General features: G+C 38.9%; 17 protein-coding genes and 1 pseudogene. 15 read left to right on the top strand and 3 right to left on the bottom strand.

Annotated elements, in window-relative coordinates:
- Positions 1-34 precede the first annotated feature (34 nt).
- The 3 genes and pseudogenes from AC3WJG_RS08615 to AC3WJG_RS08605 all read left to right on the top strand — a co-directional run bounded on the left by AC3WJG_RS08615 (position 35) and on the right by AC3WJG_RS08605 (position 5,142).
- Positions 35-3,613: a glycoside hydrolase family 32 protein gene (locus AC3WJG_RS08615; RefSeq protein WP_337133376.1), complete on the top strand. Its 3,579-nt coding sequence runs from the start codon at positions 35-37 to the stop codon at positions 3,611-3,613.
- Between the two features lie 194 nt (positions 3,614-3,807).
- Positions 3,808-4,603, top strand: a pseudogene (gene map, locus AC3WJG_RS08610) (type I methionyl aminopeptidase).
- 230 nt (positions 4,604-4,833) lie between these two features.
- Positions 4,834-5,142 (top strand): DUF5634 family protein, encoded by a 309-nt coding sequence (locus tag AC3WJG_RS08605; RefSeq protein ID WP_337133375.1) that lies wholly within the window; start codon positions 4,834-4,836, stop codon positions 5,140-5,142.
- Positions 5,143-6,023: 881 nt separating this feature from the next.
- On the opposite strand, the gene AC3WJG_RS08600 is transcribed toward AC3WJG_RS08605, so the two are convergent.
- Positions 6,024-6,497: a YbaK/EbsC family protein gene (locus tag AC3WJG_RS08600; protein ID WP_060747549.1), complete on the bottom strand. Its 474-nt coding sequence runs from the start codon at positions 6,495-6,497 to the stop codon at positions 6,024-6,026.
- 306 nt (positions 6,498-6,803) lie between these two features.
- Between AC3WJG_RS08600 and AC3WJG_RS08595 the strand changes: the two genes are divergently transcribed.
- The 8 genes from AC3WJG_RS08595 (at position 6,804) to AC3WJG_RS08560 (ending at position 14,490) form a co-directional block, all read left to right on the top strand.
- Positions 6,804-6,995 (top strand): hypothetical protein, encoded by a 192-nt coding sequence (locus AC3WJG_RS08595; protein ID WP_034275619.1) that lies wholly within the window; start codon positions 6,804-6,806, stop codon positions 6,993-6,995.
- A gap of 37 nt (positions 6,996-7,032) precedes the next feature.
- Positions 7,033-7,857 (top strand): aldo/keto reductase, encoded by an 825-nt coding sequence (locus AC3WJG_RS08590; protein WP_060747550.1) that lies wholly within the window; start codon positions 7,033-7,035, stop codon positions 7,855-7,857.
- A gap of 356 nt (positions 7,858-8,213) precedes the next feature.
- Positions 8,214-9,725 (top strand): histidine ammonia-lyase, encoded by a 1,512-nt coding sequence (gene hutH / locus AC3WJG_RS08585; protein WP_098248917.1) that lies wholly within the window; start codon positions 8,214-8,216, stop codon positions 9,723-9,725.
- 50 nt (positions 9,726-9,775) lie between these two features.
- Positions 9,776-11,437, top strand: a complete 1,662-nt coding sequence (gene hutU, locus AC3WJG_RS08580) for a urocanate hydratase (RefSeq protein ID WP_337133374.1) — start codon at positions 9,776-9,778, stop codon at positions 11,435-11,437.
- Between the two features lie 16 nt (positions 11,438-11,453).
- Positions 11,454-12,743, top strand: coding sequence for an imidazolonepropionase (hutI, locus tag AC3WJG_RS08575; protein ID WP_337133373.1), 1,290 nt, complete (start codon positions 11,454-11,456; stop codon positions 12,741-12,743).
- The gene (locus AC3WJG_RS08570; RefSeq protein WP_337133372.1) at positions 12,718-13,701 is read left to right on the top strand and encodes an agmatinase family protein; all 984 of its coding nucleotides are present in this window, start codon (positions 12,718-12,720) and stop codon (positions 13,699-13,701) included. Before hutI ends, AC3WJG_RS08570 begins: the two co-directional genes overlap by 26 nt.
- A 189-nt stretch (positions 13,702-13,890) precedes the next feature.
- Positions 13,891-14,322: a MarR family winged helix-turn-helix transcriptional regulator gene (locus AC3WJG_RS08565; protein ID WP_098332358.1), complete on the top strand. Its 432-nt coding sequence runs from the start codon at positions 13,891-13,893 to the stop codon at positions 14,320-14,322.
- 3 nt (positions 14,323-14,325) lie between these two features.
- A complete protein-coding gene (locus tag AC3WJG_RS08560) occupies positions 14,326-14,490 on the top strand; it encodes a hypothetical protein (RefSeq protein WP_164797590.1) in 165 nt (54 codons plus the stop codon).
- Between the two features lie 85 nt (positions 14,491-14,575).
- Here the strand turns inward: AC3WJG_RS08560 and AC3WJG_RS08555 are convergent, their stop codons facing one another.
- Positions 14,576-15,514 carry a nucleoside hydrolase gene (locus tag AC3WJG_RS08555; protein WP_098248912.1) on the bottom strand — a complete coding sequence of 313 codons (939 nt, stop codon included), beginning with the start codon at positions 15,512-15,514 and terminating at the stop codon, positions 14,576-14,578.
- Positions 15,515-15,553: 39 nt separating this feature from the next.
- Positions 15,554-16,624, bottom strand: coding sequence for an isocitrate/isopropylmalate dehydrogenase family protein (locus AC3WJG_RS08550; protein ID WP_337133371.1), 1,071 nt, complete (start codon positions 16,622-16,624; stop codon positions 15,554-15,556).
- A 434-nt stretch (positions 16,625-17,058) separates the two neighbouring features.
- Here AC3WJG_RS08550 and AC3WJG_RS08545 point away from each other — a divergent pair, with 434 nt between their 5' ends.
- The 4 genes from AC3WJG_RS08545 to AC3WJG_RS08530 all read left to right on the top strand — a co-directional run bounded on the left by AC3WJG_RS08545 (position 17,059) and on the right by AC3WJG_RS08530 (position 23,954).
- Complete coding sequence (locus tag AC3WJG_RS08545; RefSeq protein ID WP_098433718.1) at positions 17,059-18,480, top strand: YfcC family protein; 1,422 nt, start codon at positions 17,059-17,061, stop codon at positions 18,478-18,480.
- Positions 18,481-18,543: 63 nt separating this feature from the next.
- Entirely contained in the window at positions 18,544-19,716 is a 1,173-nt protein-coding gene (iadA, locus tag AC3WJG_RS08540; RefSeq protein ID WP_337133370.1) for a beta-aspartyl-peptidase, read from the top strand.
- Between the two features lie 92 nt (positions 19,717-19,808).
- Entirely contained in the window at positions 19,809-22,361 is a 2,553-nt protein-coding gene (locus tag AC3WJG_RS08535; protein ID WP_102813226.1) for a cyanophycinase, read from the top strand.
- 219 nt (positions 22,362-22,580) lie between these two features.
- The gene (locus AC3WJG_RS08530; protein ID WP_492588129.1) at positions 22,581-23,954 is read left to right on the top strand and encodes a sigma 54-interacting transcriptional regulator; all 1,374 of its coding nucleotides are present in this window, start codon (positions 22,581-22,583) and stop codon (positions 23,952-23,954) included.
- The last annotated feature ends 17 nt before the right edge of the window (positions 23,955-23,971 follow it).

The following is a 23,971-nucleotide window of genomic DNA, read 5'->3' as shown; positions in this document are numbered from 1 at the left end:
CATAACCAGTATGCAAATAAAGGAGGAAAGGAAGATGAAAAGAATCGTTAAAAAGTTATTGATGATTGGAGTCGCTTGTTCCATAAGCTTGTTTTCTGCATACCCTGTATTAGCTGATAATACAGGGTATTATCAAGAAAAATACCGGAATCAATTTCATTTTTCTCCAGAAGCGAACTGGATGAACGATCCAAATGGAATGGTCTATTATAACGGAGAGTATCACCTTTTTTATCAGTATTATCCTTATGGTACCACTTGGGGACCTATGCACTGGGGGCATGCAGTTAGTACAGATTTAGTGAAATGGAAACACCTGCCGATTGCTCTTTCTCCAGACGAGAACGGAGAGATTTTTTCAGGAAGTGCCGTTATCGATTGGAATAATACCGCAGGGTTTGGAAAAGAAGCAATGGTAGCTATCTTTACACACTCTGGCAGAAAAGGACAAGTGCAAAGTCTAGCATACAGCAAGGACAGCGGAAGAACGTGGACCAAGTATGAAGGAAATCCTGTTATGCCCAATCCCCCAGTTCCTGACTGGCGCGACCCAAAAGTGTTTTGGCACGAGCAAACCAACCAGTGGGTGATGTCTTTAGCTGCTAAAGATAAAATTATGTTTTATACATCACCTGACTTGAAAAGTTGGAAATACGCAAGTGAGTTTGGACCTGATGGAGGCATCCAAGCAAACGGTCAAAATGGTGCCTACTCATATACTTTATCCGAACAAAAAGGTCAATCCTTTACTCTGGAGGGAGAAATTACGCTTGTAGAAAAGAATGGAAGCGCAGGCGCAGGCGGTCTTGTTTTTCGTTCTAATAAAGACGCAACAAACGCATATACCGTCAATTTAGATGCAGAAAAGAACCTCTTAACACTTAACAAAGTGGAGAAAGGAAACGTAACGACCGTTGTTTCAAAGCCGATGAGGCTTGATACATCACAAGCATATCATGTAAAAGTAGAAACAAATAGTCACTACTTTAAGGTACTGTTAAATGGAAAACAGGTTCTAGAAGGCAGTGATGCATCTTTTGAAAATGGTCAGTTTGGATTAACAGCATGGAATTCCACAGCTGTCTTTCGTCATGTTAAATTTACGAATCAATCTAATTTTATAACCAATCTATCTAACTGGAAACCTGTTACGGGAACGTGGAATGATACTGCTGATGGAAAAACCGGTAAATCTGACAGCGATGGATATATCATGAGTGAAGAACAGGGAGATCAGTTCATTTTTAAGTCAAATATGACATTTTTAGATGGAAATCCTGGTTCAGGTGCACTACTCTTTCGGGCAGACGCGGAAGCCAAAAACGGATATATAGCTAGCGTGGATACTTCTAAAGATACAATCAAACTAGTAAAGCTTCAAAATGGCATTTCAACTGTCCTTGCCGAAATCAACGCAAAAATTGATGCGAGCAAATCACATCAAGTAAAAGTAACTGCCTCGGGAAATAAACTTGATTTGTATATAGACGATAACTTCACCCTTACTGCAAAAGATGAAACTTTTTCAAAAGGATTGTTTGGATTACATGTTCATCAATCCTCAGTCCGGTTTCAAGATGTTAACATGACCAAGTTTATTGATACAGATGAAAAGGAAATTAAAAATAAAAGTTTTGAAACAGGCGATCTCACCGGCTGGAAAACGATAAAAGGAAATGCATTCACAAACGATCATGTAACGGATGCCACCGCAAATTGGAGCGGTCTCTTTGAACAAAAAGGAAAGTATCATTTATGGGGATTTTCCGATAAGCAAGACGGCGATAATGCCACTGGAGAATTACATTCATCTTATTTTAAATTGAGCGGATCAGGTGAAATCAATTTGTTAATGGGAGGCGGAAACGACCCCACAAACCGCTATGTCTCCTTAGTCAGGGCCTCTGACGATAAAGAATTGATTCGTCAAGCGAATACAAAGTTTGCAGATGAAAAGTATCAGCGCTACGTATGGGATGCTTCTAAGTATATAGGAGAAGTATTGTACGTTAAAGCCGTTGATCAAGCTGTAGGCGGATGGGGGCACATTAATCTAGATGATATTAATGTATTTAATACAGAAAAAATGCCGGAGAAAATAGACAGTGTAGCAAAAGAACCGGAGGAAGTTAAACAAAGGGAAAGCGGAGAGCTTTCAGATTGGAATACTGTGTCAGGAGAATGGGTGGAATCAACTCATGGAAGCAACGGAGGGATTTGGGAGTGTCCTACTTTACTCGAACTGCCGGTTGATGGAGACAGTACAAAGAAAAAATGGGTGCTGCAAGTCAGCATCAATGATGGAGCGGCAGCTGGAGGTTCAGGTATGCAGTACTTTGTTGGTGATTTTGACGGGAAAACATTTAAAAATGAAAACCCGCCAGAGGAAGTGCTTTGGACAGATTATGGTGCCGACTTTTATGCTGCTGTAGATTGGAGCGGAGTTGAAGGAGATAACGGAGAAAAGTATTGGCTAGGCTGGATGAGCAACTGGCAATATGCCAACAATACCCCAACTACTACTTGGAGAAGTTCTATGTCAATTCCAAGAAAAATAGAACTCACCAACACAGCAAAAGGGCTTCGTTTAAAACAAACACCTGTTTCAATTGATTCAATTCGCAATAAGCAAGAAAAAAAGGTGTTAAAGAATCTGATGGTCGTTGAAAATAAAAATCTTCTTTCAGGCATACAGGAAAACAAATATGAAATTATGGCAGAATTTGATGTTTCTAATACAGATGCACAAGAATTTGGTTTTCAAATTCAAAAAGAAGGCAGTGAAAATACAAAAGTCAGCTATAACGTAAACAAGCAGCGATTATTTGTTGACCGAACAAACTCTGGAAGTTTTGATTTTGGTGAAGATGTGAAAGGCAAACACTCTGCTTCCATGCTTCCAAAAGACGGAAAGGTTAAGCTTCATATGTTTGTAGACCAGTCATCTGTAGAAGTATTTGGTAATGACGGCACAGAAGTAATAACAGATCAGCTCTTTCCGACGCTTTCAAGTAATAAAATAAGGCTTTATAGCAAAGGAGGAGCTGTGAAATTGAATTCCTTGAAGATGTATCCATTAAAATCTATTTGGAATAAAAGTCCTGTTGAAACAAACTTATCAGGGTGGAAAAGCATTAGCGGACTATGGGCCGATACGATTAATGGAAAACAAGGACGAAGCAAAGAAGATGCCTTTGCTTTATCATCAGAAAAAGCAAAAAAATTTATATATGAGGCAAAGATAAAGGTGTTAGACGATCCTGTTTCAAATTCTACAGGAGCAGGAGCGCTAGTATTCCGTTCGGATGAACAGGCAAATAACGCTTACGCTGCGAATGTAGATGTGCTTAATAATCAAGTAAAACTCATTGCGTTTAGAGACGGAATAGGAAAGGACCTCATTATTTACAATGATGGGGGAAAGCTGGATTTAAAGACAAATACGGATTATCGCTTGAAAGTAACGGCTGAAGGAGAACACATTCAAGTTTATCTCAATGATAAACTTGTGATTGATGCAGTGGACCATACCTTTTCAGAAGGCTATGCGGGGTTGAACGTGTGGAATTCTACTAGTTTGTTTAATGATGTGAAGTTTGAAACAGTGGATTAAGGAATTGTGAAAGCTTCTGCTTGTTTGAGGGAGCTTTTATATACCATAAAAAAGCATGCTGCGGTAAAGTAGCATGCTTTTTTGAATTCCATAGGTTAGTGAAGAGGATTTTGACATATGATAAATATCTTACTAGTCTAATTAATTGTACATTTTAGTTCTTAAAAGGTCTTTTGAAAAATCCTCATAAAAATATGATAAAATCGGATAGGATATATATTTCGAGGAAGGAAAGTGTTTTTTATGATTATTGGTAACGAACAAGATTTAGAAAGTTTACGCAAAATTGGACGCATCGTTGCACTTGCGCGCGAAGAGATGAAAAACCAAGCAAAAGTAGGCATGACAACAAAAGAGCTTGATATGATCGGTAAAAAAATATTGGATGAACACGGTGCTATTTCTGCACCTGAAAAAGAATATAATTTCCCAGGTGTAACGTGCATTAGTGTAAACGAAGAAGTGGCTCACGGTATTCCGGGAGATCGAGTATTAAAAGATGGCGATTTAGTCAATGTGGATGTATCTGCCGTACTTGACGGCTATTATTCAGATACGGGTATTTCATTTGTTATTGGGCAAGACGAAGAAAAAGAAAAGCTGTGCCAAGCTGCAGTAGATGCATTTTGGGCAGCAATGAAAAAAGTAAAAGCTGGTTCAAAACAAAACCAAATTGGTCGCGCTGTCTCTAACTTTGCACATCAAAATGGATATGCTGTTATTGAAAACTTAACGGGTCACGGTGTGGGCCGCAGCTTGCATGACGCTCCTAACCATATTTTAAACTATTATGATCCAATGGATAAAGCCCTTTTGAAAAAAGGCCTTGTTATTGCTGTCGAGCCATTTATCTCTATGAAAGCTGATCATATCATTGAACGCGGAGACGACGGCTGGACGTTTGTTACACCTGATAATAGTCTTGTAGCACAGTGTGAACATACGATTGTGGTAACAAACGGCGAACCGATTATTTTAACTGAACTATAATCAAGTTTCGCACGTCTTCTTATTTTTATAGATTCCATTAATTAATAAAAAGCTACTTCACTTAGCAATGTTTTTTTATTGTGTTATAGTGAGGTGGCTTTTTTGATTTATTATGCAATGAATGATGATCATATTGATTTGCTTTGTTCAGATAACGTTTGAAAGATAGTGTAATTGAATATGCTCAAGGGAATGCTAAACATAAATCAAAATGAAAAGGGGTATAAAATGTGGAATATGTAAAAAGAGAAACGGCTATAAGTGAACTGACGCATCACATGGATGACATTTTAAACAAATATAACCTTCAAGGCGTCTCCGTATATGAAGAAGAAGGAGAAGGTAATCACTATTATCTTGGCTACACAGTAAAAAAGAATGATCATGTGTTTATGCTTAACAGACCTTATCTAAAAGATAAAGACGGGAAACTAGCATTAGAAAAGCAAGAATGGACCGTTCAAGGTAACGAAGGAGAAACAAATGGATATACTTCACTTGAAGATGCATTTCAAAAAATTGATGAAATCGTACATTAAATAAATTTGATAAATAAATTTGATGAATTTCACTGCGGATGCTTTTCTTTGAACGCTTGAGTACGAGCAGTAGAAGCGCTAATAGGTGAGGGGTGTCTTTCATCTATACTATCTAAATTTTCTTTGCTTTGAAGTCTAGAAAAATTATATAATAAAAAATTGTTTTTTAAGGTTTTACTATATAAATACGGGGTACACATATAGTACAGCAGCTATCATGCAAATGGTTGTTGTGAAAGGTTAAATACTTAGCGTATGAAGGGACTGATTAGTTTTGAAAGGCTTAACAGCGACTTCAGCAAATGTATTACCGCAAATTGAAAGCAGATATTCGTATCTGACACAAGGCACTTTGGTTATGAACCGATATACGTAACGAAAGGGCCTGACTAGGCAAACAAAGGAAAGACTGAATCAACGAGAAGAAGCCTGCATCTAAAAATGTAGGCTTCTTCTTTTTTACAGATGAAACTAAGATGACGAATGAGTACATAGCGAGGATAAATTCAAAAGATTCACATTCAATCAATTTTCCGTGCACGTTTTTCTTGAAAAAAGGTCATAAGTTGAAGATACTGTATATAACTATGTAAAAGAATTTTTGAAGACAAAATAGTAAATCTGCTTGAGGTGAAAATGATGAGAAAAGCAAATAAAAGTGAATTTCTGTGGAATACGTTAGACGGCTGGCTTTTTATCCCTAGGAACATTCCTTTACTATTTCTTTTTGTATTTCTCTTAGGGGTTTCTTACCTAGGTTGGGTTAAGCTGTTTCATAAATTCGTTTAGATACACCAATGAGCTGAAACAAAAAACTGTTTCAGCTTGTGGGCGTGCTGATTTATTTATTTTATGTATAGTTGTACCGTAATTTACCTAAATTATTCATTCCATCCTTTGCATACATCAACCCATTTTAAGCATTTCGAAAATTCTTCTAGTTCAGGTATTGTTAATTCGATTGCACTATTTCCACTTCCACAGGCAGGGAAAATGGTGACAAAACGTTTCAGAGATTCATCTAGGTACACGTGAACACCTTCATTAACGGCAAAAGGGCATACTCCGCCTACAGCATGACCAATCAGCGTTTCTACTTCACTTGCTCCAAGCATTTTTGCTTTGGTTCCGAACTCTTCTTTGTATTTTCGGTTATCAATTTTCGCATCTCCTGCTGCCACAATCAATAGAACAGTTCCTTCGGCGTTAAAAGAAAGACTTTTTGCGATCCGTTTCGGCTCGCATTTTAAAGCTTGCGCTGCTAGTTCTACAGTAGCACTGGACTCATCCATTTCGATAATTCGATTCTCCATACCATATTGTTTAAAATATGCTTTTACTTTTCCAATCGACATTTTTTATATCCATTCCTTTCTTGCAAATATGTATGATTGCCTTATAGAAAACGTGCAGTTGTTCTTTACAGTGAAAAATCTTATTATTTTAATATACAGAAATTATACACAACTTTGAAGTTAAAAGCACATATTCGTTTTAATTAAAAAAGTTACGTAGGTAAAGTATTTTTAACTGATTAAAGCAGGATTACGGAACCATTTGACGAATGTAACTATGTCGGCTGCGAAAACATAGGCATTAGAACGAAAGATAAATGATGAAATTGAAAAGGCGCAAACGTTCTAGTGAAATGAGGAGAAGTAATGCCAAATTTACACACTGTCGTCAGTTTTTTTAGCAGTACATGTATGGCAACGATGAGTATGATTTATTTGTTTTCCCTTGTGCCGCGCGCATGGTCTTTTAAATTTCGATTTGGAGCCATGATTATAGGAATCCCAGTCGGCATTATAATGGGACAGGTTGCTATGCTGATCGGCTGGCACCATCATTAAAACTTTGAATTTTTTAACAAAAAAGGAGACGTGTAAAATGAATACTGTTACATTAAACAATGGTTTAAAAATGCCTCAGCTTGGATTTGGCGTATGGCAAGTAGAAGATAACCAGGCAGCAGCTGCAGTGTCAAAAGCAATTGAAGTTGGGTACACCTCTATTGACACAGCCATGATTTATAAAAATGAAGAAGGAGTAGGCCAGGCTATTAAAGAATCTTCTGTTCCTCGAGAACAGCTGTTTATTACAACAAAAGTTTGGAACAGCGACCAAGGCTATGAAAATGCATTACGTGCATTTGATGAAAGCTTAGAACGATTAGGACTTGATTATGTCGATTTATATTTAATTCACTGGCCTACGCCTCAATATGATGAGTATGTGGAGACGTATAAAGCATTAGAAAAGCTTTATCACGATGGAAAAGTAAAAGCAATTGGCGTCTGCAACTTTGAAATTGAGCATTTAGAGCGCTTGTTAAACGAATGTGATGTAACACCGGTTTTAAACCAAATTGAGTGCCATCCGTATCTAGCTCAAAATGAATTAAAAGAGTTTTGCGCCAAACATAATATTTTTGTGGAAGCATGGAGCCCTCTTGATCAAGGAGGAGAAGTGTTACAAGACGAGGTCATTCAAAAAATTGCTGAAGTACATAGCAAAACTCCGGCTCAAGTTGTATTGCGCTGGCACTTACAAAACAACACAATTGTCATCCCTAAATCAGTTACACCGTCTAGAATAGAAGAGAACTTTAACGTGTTTGATTTTGAACTCACTGCCGATGATATGGCAGAGATTAATGGGTTAAACAGCAATCGCCGCAAAGGTCCGCACCCAAGTGACATGAACGTCCGATAACGTTTGAAAAATAAAATTGTGCAGCCGTGAATCATCGCTGTTATAAGAAATAATAAGTTTATTTCAGATTATTTAAAATTTTCTTAAATAACAATTGACAAATGATTAATTCAGCGTAATACTTAGTGTAGGTACCCTAGTTGCTTTAAGTTGTACAGCTTAAAGTGTATAGTGATTTAGTCATTTAGCGATTGTTTGTATGTATAAGTTGAAATGCCAATTATTAATAAAAGCCCATAGTGTAGGTAGGTTAGTTTATAGGGGGCTATATCAAAAGGAGCTTGTTTCCTCTTTGATATAGCCCCTTTTTGTGTTCAAAAAAAAGTAGTCTACAGTTTAACAAGGGAGCGGGTATGATGTTTATTCAAATCGACGGAAATTCACTGACGTTCGACCAAATCTACAAAGTTATTTACCAAGGATACTCCGTAAAAATTAGCGATCACGCAGTTGAACATATCCAAAAAAGCAGAACGTTAGTTGAAGAGAGTATTACGAACAACAACGTAATTTACGGAGTAAATACTGGATTCGGAAAGTTTAGCGATACGGTTATTTCAAAAATGGACTTAGCTGATCTGCAGATTAACTTGATTCGGAGTCATGCCTGCGGACTAGGAGAACCATTTTCTTTAGAGGTAAGCAGAGTGATGCTGCTTTTACGAGCAAATGCATTGGCTAAAGGGTATTCAGGCATACGACTGGAAACCTTGCAGCTGCTTATCGATTGCTTAAACCAAAATGTAGTGCCGGTTATCCCAAGTCAAGGTTCACTTGGAGCTAGCGGTGACTTAGCTCCATTATCACATCTAGCGCTGCTGTTAGTTGGAGAAGGAGAAGCTGTATATAATGGTCAGCGAATGCAAGGAGAAGAAGCTTTAAAGCTAGCGGGGCTTGAGCCTATCCAATTACAAGCAAAAGAAGGGCTAGCTTTAATCAACGGCACTCAGGCAATGACAGCTGTAGGAGTAGTTTCGTACCTTGAAGCTCAAAAGCTAGCAGATCTTGCTGACGGGATTGCAGCACTGACGTTAGAAGGCCTGCAAGGCATTTTAGATGCATTCATGCCCGAGTCTCATGGAGTAAGACCTTATCCGGAACAACAGCAGGTAGCTGCCCGAATTCTTTCATATTTAGAAGGCAGTCAATTAACTACTTCTCAAGGTCAAATAAGAGTGCAAGATGCTTATTCACTGCGCTGCATTCCTCAAGTTCATGGTGCTATTTATCAAGTTTTAAATTATGTAAAAGAAAAGCTGTTAATTGAAATTAATTCAGCAACCGATAACCCGCTCATCTTTGCCGACAGCGGCAAAGTAATTTCTGGAGGGAACTTTCACGGGCAGCCCATTGCGTTTGCTATGGATTTTCTAGGAATTGCAATGGCGGAGCTTGGGAATATTTCTGAACGGCGCATTGAACGAATAGTAAACCCTCAGCTTAGCGGGCTGCCGGCATTTTTAAGTGCAGATCCTGGTTTAGAATCCGGGCTCATGATTACTCAATACGCTGCTGCTTCATTAGTTTCCGAAAATAAAGTATTAGCGCATCCATCAAGTGTCGATTCTATCCCATCTTCAGCGAATCAAGAAGATCATGTCAGCATGGGAACGACTGCTGCACGTCATGCTTATCAAATTATCCAAAATACACGAAGGGTTCTATCGATTGAAGCAATTTGTGCGGCTCAAGCAGCCGATATTCAAGGGGTGGATAAACTGGCTTCGGAAACAAGAAAAATTTATTCCAGAATTAGAAAAACCGTACCAACCATTACTAAAGATCGAATTTTCTCACGTGATATTGAAGTGTTAGCAGCTGATTTCAAAACCTTTGTGCAAGATACTAATTATGAACTAGCGCTGTAATAAAAATGTTCGTTTAACAGTTTTTCATTTTTATAGAGGAGGAAAACAAAATGGAGACAAAACAAAGTGGGATGAAAGCACCTCGTGGGACGGAACTAACGACAAAAGGCTGGGTACAAGAAGCTGCTCTTCGCATGCTTCTAAACAATTTAGATTCTGAAGTAGCGGAGCATCCGGAAAAGTTAGTCGTATACGGAGGAATCGGAAAAGCAGCCCGTAACTGGGAGGCGTTCGAGCGTATTGTCGCAGCGTTAAAAGAGTTAGAAGATGATGAAACGCTTCTCATACAGTCCGGTAAGCCTGTTGCGGTTTTTAAAACCCACAGTGATGCACCGCGTGTTTTATTAGCGAATTCGAATCTTGTTCCTGCTTTTGCAAATTGGGAGACGTTCCATGAGCTTGATAAAAAAGGGTTAATGATGTACGGACAAATGACTGCAGGAAGCTGGATTTATATCGGAAGCCAAGGCATTGTTCAAGGAACGTATGAAACATTTGCTGAGTGTGCCAACCAGCATTTTAACGGAACTTTGAAAGGAACGATTACGGTAACAGCTGGATTAGGAGGAATGGGAGGTGCACAGCCACTAGCGGTTACGATGGCAGGCGGCGTTGTAATTGGAATTGATGTTGATCGCACGCGTATTGAAAAACGTATCGAAACAAAATATTGCGATACGGTAGTCGAAAGTGTAGCTGATGCAATCAAGTTAGCTGAAGATGCAAAAAGATTGGGCAAAGCGCTTTCCATTGGATTAGTTGGAAATGCAGCCGAGATTCTTCCTGAAATGATAGAGCGAGGATTTATCCCAGATATTGTGACGGATCAAACATCGGCACATGATCCACTTAACGGATATTTGCCGATTGGAGTCAGCTTAGCAGAAGGAGAAAGTTTGCGGAATACAAATCCAAATGAATATATAAAACAATCAAAAGCAAGTATGGCTATCCACGTTCAAGCCATGTTAGAGATGCAAAGAAAAGGCGCGGTTGCTTTTGACTATGGCAATAATATTCGCCAAGTGGCGCTTGATGAAGGCATCACGAATGCATTTGATTTCCCGGGATTTGTCCCAGCGTATATCCGTCCGCAGTTCTGTGAAGGAAAAGGACCGTTTCGATGGGTCGCTTTGTCAGGAAACCCAGAGGATATTTATAAAACAGATGAAGTCATTTTACGTGAGTTTTCGGATAATACGCATCTTTGCAACTGGATTAAAATGGCGAGAGAAAAAATTGAGTTTCAAGGATTGCCTGCGCGTATTTGTTGGCTAGGCTACGGAGAAAGAGCGCGCTTTGGAAAAATTATTAATGATATGGTGGCGTCCGGAGAACTGTCGGCGCCTATCGTTATTGGCAGAGATCATCTAGATGCCGGTTCTGTGGCGTCGCCAAACCGTGAAACTGAAGCGATGAAAGACGGCAGTGATGCAGTAGCAGACTGGCCGATTTTGAATGCATTAGTAAATACGGCAGCAGGCGCAAGCTGGGTATCTGTTCACCACGGAGGAGGAGTAGGCATGGGGTATTCTCTTCACGCTGGAATGGTTGTAGTAGCAGACGGGACGGAAGATGCCGCCAAACGTCTAGAACGTGTTTTAACAACAGACCCTGGCATGGGTGTTGTTCGTCATGTAGACGCCGGCTATGATAAGGCCATTCAAACTGCAAAAGAAAAAGGGATACAAATTCCCGCGTTACATGAATAAAAAAGGAGGGATACGTATGACTATTACGTATATCAAATGCGCTGCACAAGTCATTACGGTTAAAGGTGGAAGTCAGCCTAGACGAGCGGAAGAAATGTCAGATCTGGGAATCATTGAAAATGGCAGCGTACTCGTGAAAAATGGAAGAATTGTATTTGTTGGACCTGACGTCAAAGCGCAGGAATACCTTGAGCATATTGATGAACCTATTAATATAATTGATGCCGAAGGAAAAATCGTAACGCCTGGGTTAATTGATCCCCACACTCACCTTGTGTTTGGAGGCAGTCGTGAAAAAGAATTAGAAATGCGCTTAAACGGGGCAAAGTATATTGATATTTTAAAAGCGGGAGGAGGAATTTTACAAACAACCGTTAGTACACGACAAGCAACGGAAGAGGAGCTAATCAAGCAATCTACAAAACGTTTAAATAAATTTCTGCAGTACGGAGTTACAACTGTCGAAGCCAAAAGCGGGTACGGTTTAAATCTTAAAGATGAAATCAAACAATTAAAAGTAGCGAAGAAACTGAATGAACAGCATCCGGTAGATGTTGTTTCAACCTTTATGGGAGCTCATGCGGTGCCAGTTGAGTACAAAGGAAATGAAGATGAGTTTGTTCGTTTCGTTATCGAAGAAATGATACCAATCGTTGCAAAAGAAGAGCTAGCGGAGTTTTGTGATGTATTTTGTGAAGAAGGCGTGTTTACAGTTGAACAGTCAGATCGTATTTTACAAGCTGGAAAAGCATACGGACTAAAATCTAAAATCCACGCCGATGAAATTGTGTCTTTTGGCGGGGCAGAATTAGCGGCTAAAGTGGGAGCTGTGTCCGCGGATCATTTGTTAAAAGCATCGGATCAAGGAATTAAGCAAATGGCTGAAAGGGGAGTTATAGCCGTTCTATTGCCGGGTACTGCATTCTTTTTAATGGAAGAGCCGGCGCGTGCTAGGAAAATGATCGAAGCAGGAGTGCCTGTTGCTTTGTCTACAGATCGAAACCCAGGGTCTTCTCCTACGGAATCGCTGCCGTTTATTATGAATTTAGCTTGTTTAACGATGAAGATGACGCCAGCAGAAGTTTTAACCGCCTGTACGATCAACGCGGCTCATGCCATTTGCAAAGGGGATCAAATCGGCAGTATTGAAGTAGGTAAAAAAGCCGATTTAGTGCTATTTGACGCTCCCAATTACCAAACGCTGCAGTATAACTATGCCGTAAATCTTGTAGACACGGTATTAAAAGCTGGAAAAGTTGTGGTTGAAGGCGGTGTTTTACATGAACTATCCGTACCCACAGCTTGATCGACCGCCTTTTTGCTGGCAGCGTCAAAGTACTTCTGATCCCAAAGTAAGTGATTGGATTCAGACAGTTGAAGATGGGAGCAACTTCGACTTTACATCGATAGATATTACGGTCTTGGGCGTGCCTCTTTCAAGATCTTCCATTAGCGCTTCTGGAGCCAGTGAGACGCCAATGGCCATGAGGAAGCTCTGGAAATCCTTTAACCCGTATCATATTGAGTATGATACGGATTTGACTTCCTTGTCAGTGTTGGATTTAGGAGACGTCAAACAGCACGTAACGGATATAGGGAAGTCTCATCAGTATATAAAAGAAGCGATGACGTCTATGCGGAAATGTCATCCGCATGCGCTGCCTATTATGCTTGGAGGAGATCATTCTATTACAGCTATGTTAGTAAAAGGGTGGAAAGAGTCACATCCCGAACAGAAAATAGGGATTTTACAGTTTGATACGCACTTTGACTTACGCAGCTTAGAAGATAACGGTCCTTCTAACGGAACCCCTATACGAAATTTAATCGAAAGCAACACGATTGATGCAGCTCATGTATGGAATATCGGACTTCACGGGTTTTATAATTCCAAATCGTTAAAGGAATATGCAGATAGCAAAGGCGTTCATTATGTAACGTTACTGCAAGCAAGAAAAGCAGGAATAAATCATACCGTGAAAGAAGCATTAAAACAGCTGAGCAAAGAGGTAGATATGATCTATTTAACAGTTGATATGGACGTGTTGGATATCGCTTACGCACCGGGAGTTCCAGCGGGAACGACAGGCGGAATGAGGACAGATGAGTTATTTGAAGCAGTATACACCGCGGGGAGTCATCCCCTTGTTCAAGCAATGGACATTGTATGTCTAGATCCGCTGCGTGATGTAGGAGAAATTACCGTGAAAGCAGGCGTACACGTGTTTTTGAATTTTTTAACGGGCGTTGCAAACAGAAAGTAAGGAAGTGTGCTTCCTTACTTTTTTTATGGCTCTTTTTATAAGCTTCATAAACGATTGTTGAGATTGGGATAAAATAACTTTAGAAGTATGTATGGATTTTAATAAATATATTTTTACTAAAATAAACGATTTTTATTGTTTTTATTCAAATTTAGTAATAATATATTTACTAAAGAAGGTGGATATCTCATGAAGGAAAAACTGGCTAAGGAATATATCGCTTTAATACCGGTTTTATTTGAAAATTTCAAGAACTTAAATAAAAATGAAGTGAAATTAACACATTTACAAAATCACGTAGTTGAATTTATGTATATGAAAAAAAGAGATTTGAATATTAAGGAAATTAGTAATGGATTAAATATTGCCAAACAACAGTTAACGAATGTTATCAGTGAATTAGAAAATGAAGGATATTTAATCAAAATGCCTGATCCGCGAGATAAGCGTGCAGTTTTAGTCTCATTAACGTCTAAAGGAAAAAGTATTCAAGAGGAAAAATGGAGAGGGGTTTATAGTAACTTTCATACAAATCTTGCGAAGTTAAATGACGAAGAGCAATTAGACCTGCAGTTTGCTCTTCATAAATTAAATGTTTTATTAAAAAAGATGGAGGGATAAATCATGAATCAAAGGGAACGAATTTCACTCATTAGTGTAGGCGTTATAGGCGGGACAGTAATGGGAGTAATTTATAAAGATATATCAAACTGTTTAATTACAGGTGTTATTGTTGCTTCAATCATTACGGTAATGCTCAATCAAAAAGCGAAAAAAACAGCTAGATAGTATGAATAAACGTAAGACAGCACCAGCAAGTTGCGAACTCGACGTTCTGGTGCTGCCTCTATAAAATTTATCTTCTAGATGAATTTTACGAAGCGGAATACGTTTTAAGAGCTTCAAGCATCAGATCCCAAAATCCATCGACATCAAGGGTTAAACCAAACTTCGCATTTGCTTTCCTTCCTGTAACTCCAAGCAAATCAACTGAAGTTGTTCCAGCGGTATATTCTCCGCGTGTTTCTACTACGATATTAACTTCCTTTAGGGTAAATAGTTCTGGAGCTATGCAATAAGCAACGGTTAATACATCGTGAACAGGAGGGCCATCAAAACCAAACGTTTCCTTATAGGTAGATTTAAAAAATGCTAATAATTCACCCACCTTTTTTGCTACGTTATTATCAATGTTCATCACTTGGTTAATTACATTATCTGTTGCAACGGCTTGATGCGTAATATCTAACCCCATTACTACGAGTGGAATGCCGCTATCAAACACTTTTTTAGCCGCTTCTGGATCTGCCCAAATATTAAATTCAGCCGTTGGCGTCCAGTTCCCGAAGGTTCCACCGCCCATAAGGATAATCTCTTCAATGTTTTCTTTCATTTCTGGAGCTTTTATTAAAGCTAAAGCAATGTTCGTTAAAGGACCGGTAGGCAAAAGCGTAACGGGATCTTCTGACTCTTTGACCATTCGTATAATAGTATCTACTCCGTGTTCTTCGCTCCAGCTGCGAGAGAGAGCCGGGAACTCAGGGCCGTCTAATCCTGAATCCCCGTGTATACTAGGCGCGTTTTCACGTCTGCGCATCATTGGTTCGCTTGCTCCTTTTGAAACCATTACGTTATGTAACGATACTAAATCACACACTTTCAAAGCATTCATCGTCGTTTTTTCAATTTCTGCGTTTCCTGAAACAGTTGTAATCGCTAAAATATCTAATTCCGGTCGTGCGGCAGCCAAGATGATAGCAATAGCATCATCATGACCTGGATCACAGTCCATAATAATCTTTCTTTTTTTCATTATGATCACCTCTATAGAATGGATAAATTGCTGTTAATTTTACATGGATTTTATTTTTTCTAAAATAGCTTCTGTAAACTCCGACGTAGAGACATGTCCGCCTAAATCTTTCGTTTTCACTTCAGCTTGGAGCGTTTGATAAAGTGCGTGTTCTACTGTAGCAGCCACTTCTGTAAGTTTGTGATCCGCATGTTTTTCAGCCAGCCATTTCAGTAGAATGGCTGCTGAAGAAATAATACCGGTTGGGTTTGCTATGTTCAAACCTGCGATATCTGGCGCAGAACCATGAGCTGCTTGTGCCATAGCGATATGTTCATTTGCATTAAGAGAAGCGGCTAATCCTAAGCTTCCTACAAGCTCGCCGGCTAAATCTGAAAGAATATCACCGTACATGTTTTCTGTCACAATGACATCGAAATCGGCTGCACGACGTACGAGATGAGCAGCCATGGCATCGATATGGTAGTCGTCCACTTTTACTTCAGGATATTGCTCAGCTACTTCTCGACAAACGTTTAGAAATAGTCCGGTACTTAATCTTAAAACATTTGCTTTATGTACGATTGTTACTTTTTTACGACGCTGCATGGCCAATGCAAAAGCTTCACGTGCAATTCTTTCTATGGCTTTTCGCGTAAATACCCCCGATGTCACCACAACGTCTTTTGTAATCTGCCATTCGCCGTGTCCAGAATACATATTACGATCGGCATAAAATCCTTCTGTATTTTCTCGGACGATCACTAAATCTGCTTCTTTCACGACGCTTTTAATGCCTGGCATTGTTTTAGCAGGGCGAATATTTGCGTAAAGATCTAAACTGTGACGAAGCTCTCCGCTAGGATTACGCTTTTCTTTGTGTTCAAGAGGGTAAGCCGCAGAATCGTGTGGGCCAAGTATCCATCCATGCGTATGTTTTAAAGCATCTATCGTTACTTCTGGAAGAGGATCGTTATATTGTTTAATTCCTTCCCACCCCATCGGCAGATAAATCCACTCCATTTTTACTCCTGCTTTGCAAGAAGCATTTTTAACTACCTTAACTGCGGCATCGACAATCTCCGGCCCGATGCCATCACCCCCCAATACCCCGAAACGATAAACAGTCATTGTTTTGAACACCCTTTCATTATGCGCAATGCTTTTATAAATAGATTGAAGGTTTATAGTATTAATCTACTTAAAGAAAAGACAATAATAAAATAATATTTTTTTATGTTTATAGATTAAATTCTTTTATCTTTCTTTTTGTGGCTTTTTAAAAAAAGAACTAGCTAATGCTTCGTGCTTCAGATTTTCTATCAACCAACATCTTAATTGGCGCTGTTGATTTTTTAAAAACACCCAATTAACACCTAAAACACGATTTAATTATATCATAATTCAGAAAATTAAACGGTTCTACGTTGGCACGAAAATTGCTTGTACTGTATATGAGGAATACAAAAGAAAGGAGCAATATGTAGTCGCAGATAAGGAAGCTGCTTTTAAAGAACGAGATGTCTGTTTAAAGTTATTATTTCACAATGAAGGGGAGAAGAAGGATGAGTGAACCGCAAAAGGAAATGAGTTCATTAAATCATGTACGAAAAAAAGAGAGGAAAATAAACGTTTTTGCTTTATTGTTAGGCTTTCTTGTGATTGCTACCATTTTAACGTATATCTTGCCAGCTGGAGAATATGCGCGTGTAGAAGTAGACGGGAGAACAACGGTAGATCCTCAATCGTTTAAATGGATTGATTCTACACCTGTTGGATTCTTTGATATGGTCAAAGCAATACATACAGGAATGGTAGAAGGAGCCGACATTATCTTTTTTGTATTAATTATCGGCGGTTTCTTTGGTGTACTAAGCGCTACAGGGACAGTAGATGTATTAATTACAACGATGGCTAAAAAGCTTGCTACCCGAGAAAAATTATTAATTCCTGTTATGATGCTATTTTTTGCAGTAGGCGGTTCTTTAATGGGGATGGCGGAAGAAACGCTAGCCTATATTCCTCTTTTAATTCCCCTGGCACTTGCTCTTGGATTCGATGCATTAACAGGGACTGCTATTGTTTTAATTGGCGCATCGGCTGGTTTTACTACGGCAGTTATGAATCCATTTACAGTGGGTGTTGCACAAGGAGTAGCAGAGCTTCCTATGTTTTCTGGAATGGGCTTTCGACTCATCTTGTTTGTAGTTGTTTACGCTGTTTCAGTTTGGTTTGTCTACCGATATGCGATGAAAGTGAAAAAAAGTCCTTCTATTGGGACGTACGGAAAATACAGCATAACCAGCGCAAATAAACTTTTAAACTCGGATGCCAAGTTAACTAGAAAGCATAAATGGATTATGGCAGCATTTCTTGTTAACTATGTAATTCTTGCTTTTGGCGTTATTAAGTACAAATGGTACATTACTGAAATTGCCTCTTTATTTGTCATTTTGACAGTTGTAATTGGGATTATTGGAAGGCTCTCTGTTGAAAATACGGTTAAGTCGTTTACAAACGGGGCAGCAGCACTAGTTGGAGGAGCGCTTGTTATCGGAGTTTCTCGTGCTGTTCTTGTTGTTTTAAATGAAGGACATATTGTAGACCCTATGCTTCATCAAGTATCTGGAGCTATTCAGCATATTCCGGGATATTTAAGCGTCATCGGAATCTATAACTTCCAAGCGCTGATTCATCTTATTTTAGCATCTGGAACAGGTCATGCGATGCTGACGATGCCAATCATGACGCCTCTTGCAGATTTACTTGATATTACAAGGCAAACAGCAGTATTATCTTTTTCTTTTGCAGACGGCATTGGAAATATTATCTTCCCGACAGCTGGAACATTAATGGCTGGCTTAGCGATTGCGGGAATTTCATGGACAAAGTGGGCAAAATGGGTGCTGCCGTTAGTCCTTATTCAATATGTGATTGGTTTAATCGCCGTTGTGATTGCTTATTTTATCAATTACGGACCATTTTAAGCATTAAAATTATATAGAAAAATGTTATTCGTAAGTTGAGCTTACTAGTAGGAGGAATAGAAGTTGTTAACCTTAATCAAAAACGCAGAAGTATATGCACCAGAGTATTTAGGGAAAAAAGACGTATTGCTTGCAAACAGCAAAATCATCCTTATAGAGGATTGTATTGATCATGTAAATACGTCCATTCCTATTCATGTTGTAGACGCTGCTAATGATGTTATAGCTCCAGGCTTTATTGACTCACATGTTCATATTATTGGCGGAGGAGGAGAAGGCGGATATAAAACACGCACGCCTGAACTAATGTTAACCGATGCAACGACTGCCGGTGTTACAACTATTGTAGGTGTACTTGGAACAGACGGTACAACAAGAAGAATGGAAAGTCTTCTTGCTAAAGCAAGAGGATTAGAAGAAGAAGGAATTAGCTGCTTTATTCACACAGGTTCTTATCAAATACCAGTAAAAACGTTAACTACCAGCATCGAAGAAGATCTTATTTTAATTGATAAAATTATCGGAGTAGGTGAAATTGCCATTTCTGACCACCGTTCCTCTGAACCGACATTTGAAGAACTGGTAAAGGCGGCTTCTGCTGCCCGCAATGGAGGGATTTTATCAGGGAAAGCCGGAATATTAGAAGTTCATGTAGGAGACGGGGAACGGAAATTATCTTTATTAAATCAAATCGCAGATAAAACAGATCTGCCAATACGTCAGTTTCATCCTACACATATTAATCGAAATGAAGAACTTTTTAAAGAAGGAATTCAATTTGCAAAACGAGGCGGATATGTAGATTTGACGACTAGCACCATTCCCCATTTTTTAGAAGAAGGGGAAGTGAAGTGCAGCAAAGGGTTACGCATCATGCTTGAAGAAGAAGTTCCAATCTCGAGCATTACGTTCTCATCCGATGGACAAGCGAGCCTGCCGTTTTTTGATGATAACGGAGACTATAAAGGGCTTCAAGTTGGAAAAGTGTCTTCTTTATTTCAAGAAGTACGAGATGCAGTATTAGAAGAATCAGTGCCGTTAGAAACAGCTCTTCAAGTCATTACGTCTAATCCTGCCAAAGTATTAAAACTGGACAATAAAGGGCATATTCAACCTGGAAAAGATGCAGATTTAGTCCTTTTAGACAAAGAGACACTAACAATTAAAACAGTTTTTGCTCAAGGTAAAGTAATGGTAAAAGACGGTGTCCCTGTTGTGAAAGGAACGTTTGAATAACAGGTTTTAAACATCATTTAACGAAAGTATCGCGGAAGGATACGAGCTAATTAGAAAAAGGTATTAAAATTTGCGTGGAAAGGATCTTTCAAATGAAAAAGAAACTTGTTTCATGTCTTATCAGCTTTACATTACTTTCTTCTTTGAGTACACCGCTGCTTGCAAAAGCACAAGAAAATACTGGAGACATTAAAGGCAGCCTTGTTATTGCAGGCGGAGGTGTAGGAACATCCAATGACGACATATATGAAAAATTCCTCTCGCTTGCTGGAGGAAAAGAAAAAGCCAGAATAGGGATTATTCCAGCTGCTAGCACCACGCTGCAGTCTTCTGAAAAGTTTAAGGAAGACCTCGTGAAATACGGAGCAAACTCAGATTCTATTCAAATACTTCCCGTTTCAAATCACGATTTTTCTGACACAGAAACAGATGAATCAACTTGGAAGAGTCAAGTAAACGATAAGAAGTTATCCATTACAATTAAAGGACTAACGGCAGTTTGGTTTGTAGGAGGAGACCAAACAAAAATTGTAGATTCCCTTCGGCAAAATAATGGGAGCGATTCCGAAGCGTTAAAAGCTATTTGGGATATATACCGTAAAGGTGCAGTAATCGGAGGTACAAGTGCAGGAGCTGCGATTATGAGTGACGTCATGATTACGGGGGGAGACAGTCTAGGAGCTTTAAAAGAAAGTATAGGAAACAAGGCAAATAAGCATGTAAATGAAGGGGAAGATGGTAAAAAAGAGTACGAGCCTTTATCAGTTCAAAAGGGGCTGGGGTTTTTCCAACACGGCATAATTGATCAGCACATGGATGAACGAGCACGACTTGGGCGACTTGCAGTAGCTGCATATACTTCTGAACGTGACAAAGAAAAAAACTTTGCATACGGTGTGGACGAAGATACAGCTATGGTTGTTAACAATAAAGATCAAAAGATTGAAGTTGTTGGACGAAGCGGAGTAGCCGTCTTGGATATGAGCAAAGCTGAGCTTGTATCTAAGCAGAAAGCTCGTTCAGGCTTAGCGAACATAAAAGTTAGTTACTTATCTCCTGGAGATCAAATTGACTATCATTTAAAATCATTTGAATTTCCAAAAGAGAAAGTAGAAACGAAGGGATTTGAATATAATTCCTTTAACGCGCTGCCTGCTACGGGTGTTTTTACACCCTATGGAAGATTAAAGGCTTATTTATCCTATTCTCTTGTTGACAATGAATCGATGAAATCTGCTAGCAGCTATGTTTATGACAGTAGAGGGTCTGGTTACGAAATTGCTTTTCAAAAGGAGAATGATACAAACGGCTACTGGAGATATACTGACGGACAAAAAGATGACTATTCCATTGTAAATGTAAGAATGGATATTACGCCCAAAACCGTCAAATTCCAGCCGGATAAAAAAACTAGTTTAACGTATAAAAAATCTACTTTTTCTTCATCTGAAAGTCCTGCATACGATTCGATCAAAGGTAATCTTTTAATTGCAGGCGGAGCGCTTGGCAGCAGCAATTCAAGCGTGTATAACAAGTTTATTAATCTTGCAGGAGGAAAACAAGCCAAAATAGGAATTGTGCCTGCAGCGAGTACTAAGTTCGACTCTTCTAATCAGTTTAAAAGTGATTTAATTAAATACGGAGTGAAAGCAGAAAATATAGAGATTTTACCTATTTCGAACCATGACTTTAAAGGAACTTCTGAAAATGAGTCGACCTGGAAAACAAATATGAACAGTGATAAACTAGCGCAAAAAGTTAAAGGGCTAACGGGCATTTGGTTTGTAGGAGGAGATCAAACCTTGATTACGGGCTCCTTGCGTAATGAAAATGGTTCAGACTCAAAAGTCTTACAAGCTATATGGGATACGTATAAAAAGGGAGCAGTACTTGGCGGTACGAGCGCCGGAGCTGCAATTATGAGTAATACTATGCTCGCTGGCGGGGATAGCTACGGAGCTCTTTCGTACGGGTTTACAGACACATATGATGATATGACTCAGCAAGAACAAGGGCCTGCTTATTTGGAAAAAGGCCTTGGCTTCTTTCAATACGGTCTTGTAGATCAGCATTTTGACAACAAAGCAAGATTGGGACGGCTTATTGCAACAGCATATGAAAAAGGAAATAAAAATCAGCTTTCATACGGAATTGATGAAGATACTGCTATGGTGGTAAATAATAAAGAAAAACAAATAGAAGTTGTGGGAAGAGGCGGTATTACGCTAGTTGACTTAGCGAAGGTACAGACAAATGACAAATTTCCGAGTGATTACAAAAATATTGTTATCTCTTGTATTACTCCAGGCGATAAAGTAAATATCACAACAAAAGAAATCGTCATAAACCCAGCTAAAACGTCTACTAGAAAAAATGAATACTACAGTGAAAAGGTTGGACCAAATACAGGTCTTTTCTCTCCACACGGTGTATTAAGAAAGTTTTTAGCTTACGATCTTATTGATAACGCTCAGAGCAAAGAAATAAAGAGCTATGCGTTTAACCAAAACAAAGGATTTGAGCTTACCTTCCGAAAAAGCCCCGAAAGCAATGGTTATTGGGCTTATACAGACGGTCAAAAAGACGATTATTCCATTGTAAAGGTAGCCTTAGATATCAAACCAATAAAAGTAGCTATTAAATAAAAAGAGAACAGACAGTAATTCAATGCATCTAGCACTTTAGCATATTGTGCCTCCACCTATTAAAGCGGAGGCACTTTTTTCTACTTGTTTTTATTTACAATAGGGACAAACGTCCGCTAGATGAAATGGAGGGCAACGTATAAAATGATAGGTACAGTATCCCAAGACTAATCTCTGAAGGCAAGCAAATTTAAAGGCCTGTAGAAAGGTGTTCATACGATGAAAAAGAAATTAGTTTTAATAACAGGAAGCAAGCAAACTAGAATCATTTTGCACAATCAATTAAAAGAGCTGCTAGACGATTACATTTTTATTGAATGCTTTGCGATTGACGAAGAATTACCGGGTGAAATTGATGGCGATGTTGTACTCTACTCATCAGAGAGTATAAAGCACGAAATGAAGGACAGATTAGACGTTCAGCATGCACATGAAATTGTAGGAAATAGAACAATTCACCATAAACATATAAATGAATTGCTGCAAATCCCTGCCCATACAAAAGTATTAATTGTAAACGATGACGATAAAGAAACCCTTAAATTAATAGAATCTCTCTATCAAGTAGGTATTAATCATGTTCAGTTTATTCCTTTTAAAAAGCAAAAGACCTATTACGAAGGTGTGGAAATTGCTGTTTCTCCAGGTGAGATTCACTTATGTCCGCCATATGTAAAACATGTAATTGATATAGGCGTTAGGCTTTTTGATATGGCGACCATTTTTGAACTTATAAAATCATTTGGTTTTCATCAGTCTAATCATTCAATTATTTGGGATCGCTATTTGCGAAATATTATTGAGCTGCAAAAAAAGCTAATAGAAGCAGAAGGGCAAATGAAAGAACTTCACCTCCATGTAAAGAGTGTTGTAAATGTAGTAGAAGATGGGATCCTGGCCGTGGATTTCAATAAAAGAATTACGTTATTTAATAAAAGGTTAGAATCATTGTTTCAGCTATCTTCTTCTGATGTTGTAGATCGTGAAATTCAACATGTCATTTCTAACGAAGGCCTTGTGGAGTTTATTACATCGTCCGACGAGAAAAATCAGTACTTTAACGTAAACGGATACGAAATGGTTATCTATAAGTCTATGATTCAGGAAAGCAATACTACGGTAGCAACGTTTAAAAGTGTGAATCAAGCTGTTGAAATAGAAGGAAAAGCGCAGTCGGAACTTAGAAAAAACGGTTTTTCTGCTAAGTATGATTATCAAGATATTATTGGAGAACACCCAGCTTTGCTTAAAACGATTGAAATTTCCCGGAAAATGGCGGTTACTGAGTACCCTATTTTAATTCAAGGAGAAACCGGTACAGGAAAAGAGCTGTTTGCTCAGGCTATCCATAATCATTCTACACGTAAAAACGGACCGTTTCTAGCCGTGAATTGCAGTGCCATGACCGATACATTGCTAGAAAGTGAGCTGTTTGGGTATGAAGAAGCCAGCTTTACAGGAGCCCAAAAAGGCGGCAAAAAAGGGCTGTTTGAGAGCGCTGATAAAGGTACGATCTTCCTGGATGAAATTGGTGTGCGCCCATACGGGCATATAGAGAATCTCCTTAGACAAGAGATGGGAGTCTGCGCTTAACCCATTTACCACCTTGC

It is taken from the genome of Priestia sp. FW507-14D1A, from assembly GCF_058781295.1.
This window is presented reverse-complemented; position numbering and strand designations above follow the sequence as displayed.